The organism is Streptomyces sp. NPDC054863, assembly GCF_053610825.1.
The window spans coordinates 1-1,377 of sequence record NZ_JBSGZD010000564.1 but is presented as its reverse complement, the minus strand read 5'-3'; the positions used below and the strand labels follow the sequence as shown (position 1 = coordinate 1,377).

2 protein-coding genes are annotated in these 1,377 nt (G+C 66.9%); both read left to right on the top strand.

Annotated features, from left to right (window positions below; genetic code table 11):
• The coding region (pdxT, locus tag ACWGIG_RS38920) for a pyridoxal 5'-phosphate synthase glutaminase subunit PdxT (RefSeq protein ID WP_453326445.1) at window positions 1-507 on the top strand (507 nt) is incomplete at its 5' end.
• A gap of 76 nt (window positions 508-583) precedes the next feature.
• On the top strand, window positions 584-1,339 hold the full coding sequence (locus tag ACWGIG_RS38915) for a YebC/PmpR family DNA-binding transcriptional regulator (protein ID WP_453326444.1): 756 nt from the start codon (window positions 584-586) through the stop codon (window positions 1,337-1,339).
• The last annotated feature ends 38 nt before the right edge of the window (window positions 1,340-1,377 follow it).

Here is a 1,377-nt window from a genome sequence, read left to right as displayed (position 1 = left end):
GCCAGGGAGATCCGGCGCCCCGAGGAGCTCGCCGAGGTCGACGGGCTCGTCATTCCCGGCGGCGAGTCCACCACCATCTCCAAGCTGGCGACGCTCTTCGGCCTGCTGGAGCCGCTGCGCGCCCGCATCGCCGACGGCATGCCCGTGTACGGCACCTGCGCCGGCATGATCCTGCTCGCGGACAAGATCCTCGACCCGCGCTCCGGCCAGGAGACCCTGGGCGGCATCGACATGATCGTGCGCCGCAACGCCTTCGGACGTCAGAACGAGTCCTTCGAGACCACCGTCGACGTCACGGGCGTCGAGGACGGCCCCGTCGAGGGCGTCTTCATCCGCGCGCCGTGGGTGGAGTCGGTGGGCGCGGAGGTCGAGGTGCTCGCCGAGCACGGCGGTCACATCGTGGCCGTACGGCAGAAGAACGCGCTCGCCACGTCGTTCCATCCGGAGCTCACCGGCGACCACCGGATGCACGCGATGTTCGTGGACATGGTGCGCGCTGCCTCCTGAGCGCAGCCACCTGAGCAGATCCCGGTAGGATCTCTGCCGAACGCAGCAGAATTGGTTACGCGAAGGAGACAGGCAGATGTCCGGCCACTCTAAATGGGCTACGACGAAGCACAAGAAGGCCGTGATTGACGCCAAGCGCGGCAAGCTCTTCGCGAAGCTGATCAAGAACATCGAAGTCGCGGCCCGCACGGGCGGCATCGACCCCGAGGGCAACCCCACGCTGGTCGACGCCATCCAGAAGGCGAAGAAGAGCTCCGTCCCCAACAAGAACATCGACTCCGCGGTCAAGCGCGGCGGTGGCCTTGAGGCGGGCGGCGCCGACTACGAGACGATCATGTACGAGGGTTACGGCCCGAACGGTGTCGCGGTGCTCATCGAGTGCCTCACCGACAACCGCAACCGTGCCGCCTCCGACGTGCGCGTCGCCATGACCCGCAACGGCGGCTCCATGGCCGACCCGGGTTCCGTCTCGTACCTCTTCCACCGCAAGGGCGTCGTCATCGTCCCCAAGGGCGAGCTCTCCGAGGACGACGTGCTGGGCGCGGTGCTCGACGCGGGTGCCGAAGAGGTCAACGACCTCGGCGACACCTTCGAGGTGATCAGCGAGGCCACCGACCTGGTCGCGGTCCGCACCGCGCTCCAGTCGGCGGGCGTCGACTACGACTCGGCGGACGCCAACTTCGTGCCGACCATGCAGGTCGAGCTCGAAGAAGAGGGCGCGCGCAAGATCTTCAAGCTGATCGACGCACTGGAGGACAGCGACGACGTGCAGAACGTCTTCGCCAACTTCGACGTCAGCGACAAGGTCATGGCCGCGCTCGACGAAGAGTAGTCAGCAGTCGGGGCAGTCAGCAGTTGCCAGTACGACGA

Bases quoted from the DNA above. Each gene is read 5' to 3' on its own strand.
- ACWGIG_RS38915 (WP_453326444.1), top strand. From the start codon at position 584: ATGTCCGGCCACTCTAAATGGGCTACGACGAAGCACAAGAAGGCCGTG.